We start from the raw sequence: 6922 nt of genomic DNA, 5'->3' as shown, positions 1-6922 counted from the left end.
CCCGGCGCGCCCCACCTGCGGGAGGGGCGCGCCGGTTCTTGCCCTGCGCTTAACGGAACGGCGGTGCGTAGATGACGCCGCCTTCGGTCCAAAGCGCGTTCAGAGTGCCCTCGCGCGGGATGCCGATCGGAGTGTTCACGCCGACATGGCTTTCGTAGATCTCGCCGTAGTTGCCGACCGAGGCGATGACATCGACCATGAAGTCGTTGTCGAGGCCGAGCTCCTCGCCGATGTTGCCCTCGGCGCCCAGCAGGCGGGCCACGTTCGGGCTGGGCGGGTTGGCGGCCATCTCGGTGACGTTCTCGGAGGTGACGCCCAGTTCCTCGGCGTTGATGATGCCGAAGACCGTCCACGTCACGAGATCGCCCCAGGCGTCGTCACCCTCGCGCACCACGGGGCCGAGCGGCTCCTTGGAGACCGTCTCGGGCAGCAGGACGTGCGCCGAGGGGTCGGGGAAGGCCGAGCGCCGCGCCGCGAGGCCCGACTTGTCGTTCGTGTAGGCGTCGCAGCCGCCGCCGAGATAGGTCTCGACCAGCACGTTCACGTTCTCGTTCGTCACCGGCGTGAAGGACATGCCGTTGGCGCGGAAGTAGTCGGCGAGGTTGAGCTCGGTGGTGGTGCCCGTGAGGACGCAGATCGTGGCGCCGTCAAGCTCGAGCGCCGAGGTGATGCCGCTGTCGGCGGGCACGAGGAAGCCCTGCCCGTCGTAGAAGTTCACCGTGGTGAAATCGAGGCCGAGCTGCGTGTCGCGCACCGCGGTCCACGTCGTCGTGCGCGAAAGCATGTCGCTTTCGCCGTTCTGCAGCGCGGTGAAGCGCACGGCGGACGTCACGGACTGGTATTCGACCATGTCCGGGTCGCCGAAGATCGCGGCCGAGACCGCGCGGCAGAGGTCGACGTCCATGCCCGACCATGTGCCGTCGTCGGCAAGCGCGTAGAAGCCCGGCGTCGGAAGGCCGACCTGGCAGTTCAGGACGCCGCGTTCCCGAACGGTCTCGAGCGTGTCCTGCGCCACCGCCGGAGCCGCGGCTCCGAGCGCCAGCGCGCAGCAGGTAATTGAAAGCAGTCTCAATGGAGATCCCCCTGTTATTTGGTTTGATCACGAAGACCGACCGGTTCGTCGGCTGCCGCAACGGTCGTGCGACATTTCCCGCGGGGCCAATGGCGCGGGCGCCTTGGGAGGGGCATCTCGGCTTAAAGGGCAATTCGGCGACGTTTTTTTGCACATTCGCCCAATATGCAGGCAACCTTTGGCCGATCGCGGCGTCGCGACGGGGGATTCGATTGGGCATCCCTATGCCTCTCCATTCGACATGCGTAAGGCTTTGGACATCGTTCCGCCATTTCGCGGGACCCGACACGAGGGGGTGAAGCCGGGCATGGCTCTGTTGGACATGAATTTCGTCAGGGGAAACTTTCCCGCGCTCGGACAGGAGCAGGTCTTTCTCGACAATGCGGGCGGATCGCAGGTGGCGCGGCAGGTCGCGGACCGGCTGACGGAATACCTGTTATCGTCCAACGTGCAGCTCGGCGCGAGCTACGCGGCCTCGGCCCGGGCGGGCGGGATGGTCCATGCCGGGCGGCAGGCGCTCGCCACGCTGGTGAACGCGGCGCGCCCCGAGGAGATCGTCATGGGCGCGACCAGCACCCAGCTTTTCGACCAGCTCGCCCGCGCGCTCGTCCAGACATGGACGCCCGGCGACGAGGTGATCGTCACGAACTTCGACCACGAGGCCAACATCGGCCCTTGGCGCAAGCTGGAGGCGCAGGGCATCGTCATCCGCGAATGGACCCTGCCCGCAGGCGGCGCGCACATGCCCGACCTCGACGACCTGCAGGACCTTCTGTCCGACCGGACGCGGCTGGTGGCCGTCACCCACGCCTCCAACATCTTCGGTTCGATCATGCCGATCGCCACGATCGCCGATCTGGTCCATTCCTCCGGTGCGCTCCTGTGCGTCGACGGCGTCGCCTACGCCCCTCATCGCGCGATCGACGTGCAGGCGCTCGGCGCGGACTTCTACGGCTTTTCCGTCTACAAGACATACGGCGCGCATTTCGCCGCGCTCTACGGACGCCACGACCACCTGCTGGCGGCGGGCAACATCAACCACGCCTTCTTCGCGCGCGACAAGGTTCCCCAGAAGATGGAGCCGGGCAACGCAAGCTACGAGCTGGCCTATTCGTGCATCGGCGTCGTGGACTACCTCGAGGCGCTGGCGCAGGCCCACGGCATCAACGCGCGGGGGCGCGAGGCGGTGGAAGCGGCCTTCCGGCTGATCGCCGAGCATGAAGAGATGCTTTCGCGCAAGCTGCTCGACTACCTGTCCGCACGGCCCGACGTCACCATCGTCGGCGACCCTTCGGCGGACAAATCCCTGCGCGTGCCCACGATCTCCTTCACGGTCGAGGGCGTCTCGTCGCGGCAGGTGGTCGAAGCCGTGGACCCGACGGGCATCGGCATCCGCTACGGCGATTTCTACTCGAGGCGCCTGATCGAAAGCCTCGGGCTGCAGGACTGTGACGGCGTGATCCGCGTCTCGGCGGTCCACTACAACACCGAGGAGGAGTTCGACCGGCTGATCGCGCGCCTCGAGGAGATCCGCGAGACCGAGACCGAGGCCGCGTCATGACCACGCTCGACACCATCATCGCCGGTGGAACGGTCGTGACGGCGAGCGACACCTACCGCGCCGACATCGGCATCCGCGACGGCCGGATCGCCATGATCGGAACCGGCCTGCCCCCCGCCGCCGAGGTCATCGACGCGGCCGGGCTCCTGGTCCTTCCCGGCGGCATCGACAGCCACGTCCACATCTCGCAACCGGGCGAGCCCGGCGTGGTCATGGCCGACGACTTCGAAAGCGCCACGCGCTCCGCGCTTTTCGGCGGGCACACGACGCTTCTGCCGTTCTGCCTTCAGGCGAAGGGCCAGAGCCTCGGGGACGCGGTGCGCTGGTATCACGGGCTGGCGGAGGGCAACTGCTACACCGACGTCAGCTTCCACCTGATCCTGACCGATCCCACGCCACAGGTCCTTGGACAGGAGCTGCCGGCGCTGGTCGAGGACGGATACACCTCGGTCAAGGTCTTCATGACCTACGAGGGCATGAAGCTGTCCGACCGCGAGATCCTGCAGACGCTGGAGGCCGCCAAGGCCTCGGGGGCGCTGTGCATGGTTCATGCCGAGAACGACGACATGATCGAGCATCTGCGCGACGCCGCGGCGGATCGCGGGGACACCGCGCCGAAGTTCCACGCGACCACCCGCCCGATCCCCGCCGAACGCGAGGCCACGCACCGCGCCATCGCGCTGGCCGAGGTGATCGACGTGCCCATCGTCATCGTCCACGTCTCAAACCGCGACGCGATCGAGGAGATCCGCGCAGGCCGCAGGCGCGGCAGCAAGGTGTTCGGCGAGACCTGCCCGCAATACCTCGTTCTGACGAAGGACGACCTCGACCTGGAAGGCTTCGACGGGGCGAAATACGTCTGCTCGCCGCCGCCGCGCGACACCGACAGCCAGGCCGCCTGCTGGGAGGGGCTGCGCGAGGGGGATTTCGACGTCTTCTCTTCCGACCATTGCCCCTACCGGTTCGAGGATCATCAGGGCAAGAAACGGCCCGAGGGACTGAAGAGTTTCCGTTGGGTGCCGAACGGGATACCGGGCGTCGAGACAAGCCTTCCGATCCTGTTCTCCGAAGGCGTCTCGAAGGGACGCATCGACCTCAACCGCTTCGTCGCGCTCACGTCGACCAACCACGCGAAGCTTTACGGGCTCTATCCCCGGAAAGGCACGATCGCGGTGGGATCGGACGCCGATATCGTGCTCTGGGACCCCGAGCGGACCGAGGTCATCCGGCAGGAAATCCTGCACCACGGGGCCGACTACACGCCCTACGAGGGACTGCAGGTGCAGGGGTGGCCGGTGCGGACGATCCTGCGCGGCCGGACCGCGGTGAATGACGGAGAGCTGATCGCGAAGAAGGGCTCGGGGATCTACCAGAAACGGGCGCTGCACGGCCAGCCACTGGTCTGACCGCGGCGGCGGGCCGCCTAGCCGTCGGCGGGAACCGCGCAAGGGTAGCTTTCGCCATCAGGCAGGCGGCACAGGCTGTCCAGGTAGCCGGGCGCGATGGAGCCGTAACGCGGCAGGGCATGGGTCCGGTCCTGCCGGTCGAGATAGGCGCTGCAGGCCGCGAGGTAGTAGGCATCCCTGAGCCATTCGTGGTCGAACCACGCCGAGAACGCGGCGGCGGTCGCGCCGGCCAGGTCGCCGCTGCGGGACATCTCGGCCTCGAAGGCGTCGGCAAGTGTTGCATGGCTGTCCCAGCCCGCCAGGGCCGCCCAGACCTCGCCCTGCCCCGCGCCGCGCAGCTGCCACGCGATCGCGAGGCTGACCGCGCTTGCGTCGGCCTCCATCGCGAGCGTGGCATGGGCCGTGGCCTCCATCGACAGCTCCGGCCCCGGACAGACCCCGATCGCGGCCTGCTGCACATGGCGCAACTCGTGGACCGCCACCGCCCGCATCAGCGCGGGGGCCAGCGCGTCCTTCAGGACGACGCGGTGCGCCTCGACGTCATAGTAGCCCTGCACGCCGAAGACGTTCCCGGCGATGCAGACCTCGGGCGCGTCGCCGTCCAGCAGCCGCAAGAGGCTGTCATAAGGGACCAGCGCAGACCTCAGCCAGCCGACCAGCGACGCGATCTCGCGCTCGCGGCGGGTGGCAGCCTCGGCATAGGGCGGCGCGAGGCAGTCCATCCGCTCGACCGCGACGGCGGGTTCGGGCCCGGTCACCGCGGGCGACGCCCCGGCAAGCGACATCGCGGCTGCGAGCGCCAGGGTCAGGCCCCGCAGACCAAGCCTCGCAATATCGCTCATGATACGCCCCCCTCGCTCAGGCCCTAACGGAGCGGCCCTGATCCTCGCCCAGCCGCCGCACGCGCTCAAGCCCCGCCGCGGCGCCGCCCTTCGCTTGGCGAAACCCCGGCCCGGCGGGAGGGGTTCCGCGCGTCAGCGCGCCTCGGTCGGGGCGTAGGCGCCGGGGTTGCGGGACATCCCTTCCAGAAGCCGGCGCGAGATCAGGCGCACGATATACATCCCGAAGGCGGGATTCTGGTAATAGAGCCGCATGAAGGACCGCTCGTCGATCGAGACGATCTCGCAGCGCCCGTCGCAGACCGCGGTCAGCGTGCGCTCCTTGGCGTCCGAGAAGAACGCGATCTCGCCGAACAGCTCTCCGCTGTCCAGCGTGACGTCGATCTCGGTCAGCCGCACGCGCCCAGAGACGAGGTAGAACAGGCTGTCGGGGACATCGCCCTTCCGAAACAGCGTCGCGCCGTCGGCGAAGGCCCTTGCAGGAAGCAGCTGCGGGATCCACGCGGGATCGAATTCGCCGTTCCTCGCCCGGCGGACACGCTTCGTCATCCGCTGGATCTCGACGAGGCGCCAGACGTTGAATGGCAGGAGCAGCAGATGCAGCACGAGGTTGGGATAGATGCCTGCGAGGCTGCCATAGGCGATGAACAGGATGTTCGCGCCGATGGCGACCATGCGCAGCGGCAGCATCGTGCGCATCGAATATGCGCAGAGTGTCAGGCCCGCTGCGGCCCAGCCCAAGAGTTCTATCCAAAACATGCGGCCGCGTCCTGTTGAGGCTGTCCCGTCCGAAGTGTCCGCCGCGCGCCGCGCAGGGACCCCCAGTGCTACAGCCCCGATCGCGACAAGTCACGCGATGGTCGTGAACCGGGCGGGGGCCGCGCGGCAGGTCAGGCGGCGGGCAGGTTCTCGCGCAGGATGAGCTGAAGACGCAGGGGGATTGGCGCGCGCGCCTCGCCCCTGACCGCGGCCGAAAGGCGTTCAAGCGCCTCGCGCGCCTCGGCCCCCGCGTCCTGGTCGATCACGGCGTCGAGCGTCCCGTCGAGCAGGAGCGCCGTCTTCTCGGCGGTCGCGTCATGCGCCACGAGCACGACGTCACGCGCGCGGCCCTCGGCCTTGAGGGCCTCCGCGACGCCCATTGTCGCGCCGCCGGCATTGTAGATCGCCCGCAGGTCGGGATGCTGCGCAAACAGGCCGCGCGCCTCGGCGGCGGCGCGATCGCGATCCTCCCGGCTTTCGCGAAGCTCGAGGATCTCCAGCCGCGGGAACTCTTCGGCGAGCACCTGTCGAAAGCCCATCTCGCGCTCCTGGTGGCCGCGATAGGCGAGCGTTCCGGCGAAGAGGGCGACCTTGCCCGCAGCGCCGGGCCCCAGGAACCGCCCGATCAGAAGTCCCGCAAGCCGTCCGGCCTGCCCGTTGTCGATGCCGACATAGCCCGTGCGCGGAACGCCCGGCACGTCGGAGGCGAGCGTCACCACCCGCACGCCGGCCTCATCGAGCGCGCGCAGCGCCTCGCGCACGGCAGGATGGTTCACGGCGACGACCGCGACGCCCTCGGCCCTGCCCTTCTGTGCCAAAAGGCGTTCGGCCAGCCCCGCGCCGTCGAGGGGATCGGGACGCTCGATCCTTAACCCCACACCCGCCATCCCCGCGGCCTCGCGCGACAGGCGCAGGGCGAGATCCTCGATGAAGGCGTTGGTGCCCGCCGGCAAAAGCGCCACAAGGCGAACCGGCCTTGTCGTGTCCGCGACATCCTGCACGAGGTAGCCGAGTTGCCGCGCCGCGCCCAGCACGCGCGCCCGCATCCGCGCCGAAACGCCGGGGCGGTCATGCAGCACGCGGTCCACGGTCGCCGCCGAGACCCCGGCCTCCCGCGCTACATCCCTGAGGGTCGGGGGCATGTCATCTCCGATTGAGGTATTTTGAGGTATCCCCAAGGGAAAGGGGCCGTCAACCCAATATTTATTTGCCGGTTTTCGGCCGGAAGCCGGACGTTGGGGTGAGGGGGAGAGCTCATAATGCCTCAGAATCGGGTTGACTCGCA

General features: G+C 68.4%; 6 protein-coding genes. 2 read left to right on the top strand and 4 right to left on the bottom strand.

What is annotated here, in order from left to right; genetic code table 11:
• Positions 1 to 49: 49 nt before the first annotated feature.
• Positions 50 to 1072, bottom strand: coding sequence for an amino acid ABC transporter substrate-binding protein (locus P6F26_RS18385; protein ID WP_278030163.1), 1023 nt, complete (start codon positions 1070 to 1072; stop codon positions 50 to 52).
• A gap of 307 nt (positions 1073 to 1379) precedes the next feature.
• Here P6F26_RS18385 and P6F26_RS18380 point away from each other — a divergent pair, with 307 nt between their 5' ends.
• Together P6F26_RS18380 and hydA are read left to right on the top strand one after the other, a co-directional pair.
• Positions 1380 to 2633: a cysteine desulfurase-like protein gene (locus tag P6F26_RS18380; RefSeq protein ID WP_278030162.1), complete on the top strand. Its 1254-nt coding sequence runs from the start codon at positions 1380 to 1382 to the stop codon at positions 2631 to 2633.
• Positions 2630 to 4039, top strand: a complete 1410-nt coding sequence (hydA, locus tag P6F26_RS18375; RefSeq protein ID WP_278030161.1) for a dihydropyrimidinase — start codon at positions 2630 to 2632, stop codon at positions 4037 to 4039. The genes P6F26_RS18380 and hydA overlap by 4 nt, the downstream gene beginning before the upstream one ends.
• Positions 4040 to 4056: 17 nt before the next feature.
• Here hydA and P6F26_RS18370 read toward each other — a convergent pair whose 3' ends face one another.
• The 3 genes from P6F26_RS18370 to P6F26_RS18360 all read right to left on the bottom strand — a co-directional run bounded on the left by P6F26_RS18370 (position 4057) and on the right by P6F26_RS18360 (position 6779).
• Positions 4057 to 4881 (bottom strand): DUF6782 family putative metallopeptidase, encoded by an 825-nt coding sequence (locus tag P6F26_RS18370; RefSeq protein WP_278030160.1) that lies wholly within the window; start codon positions 4879 to 4881, stop codon positions 4057 to 4059.
• A gap of 132 nt (positions 4882 to 5013) precedes the next feature.
• Complete coding sequence (locus P6F26_RS18365) at positions 5014 to 5637, bottom strand: Crp/Fnr family transcriptional regulator (protein ID WP_278030159.1); 624 nt, start codon at positions 5635 to 5637, stop codon at positions 5014 to 5016.
• Positions 5638 to 5768: 131 nt separating this feature from the next.
• The gene (locus P6F26_RS18360; RefSeq protein ID WP_278030158.1) at positions 5769 to 6779 is read right to left on the bottom strand and encodes a LacI family DNA-binding transcriptional regulator; all 1011 of its coding nucleotides are present in this window, start codon (positions 6777 to 6779) and stop codon (positions 5769 to 5771) included.
• Between the last annotated feature and the right edge of the window lie 143 nt (positions 6780 to 6922).

The organism is Roseicyclus salinarum (genome assembly GCF_029624655.1).
Taxonomy (GTDB): domain Bacteria; phylum Pseudomonadota; class Alphaproteobacteria; order Rhodobacterales; family Rhodobacteraceae; genus Roseibacterium; species Roseibacterium salinarum.
The sequence above is the reverse complement of the archived record's forward strand: the minus strand, read 5'-3'. Positions and strand labels throughout refer to the sequence as shown.

Excerpts from the sequence above, each read along its gene's own strand:
- P6F26_RS18380 (WP_278030162.1), top strand. The coding sequence starts at position 1,380 with ATGGCTCTGTTGGACATGAATTTCGTCAGGGGAAACTTTCCCGCGCTC.
- hydA (WP_278030161.1), top strand. The coding sequence starts at position 2,630 with ATGACCACGCTCGACACCATCATCGCCGGTGGAACGGTCGTGACGGCG.
- P6F26_RS18370 (WP_278030160.1), bottom strand. The coding sequence starts at position 4,881 with ATGAGCGATATTGCGAGGCTTGGTCTGCGGGGCCTGACCCTGGCGCTC.
- P6F26_RS18365 (WP_278030159.1), bottom strand. The coding sequence starts at position 5,637 with ATGTTTTGGATAGAACTCTTGGGCTGGGCCGCAGCGGGCCTGACACTC.
- P6F26_RS18360 (WP_278030158.1), bottom strand. The coding sequence starts at position 6,779 with ATGCCCCCGACCCTCAGGGATGTAGCGCGGGAGGCCGGGGTCTCGGCG.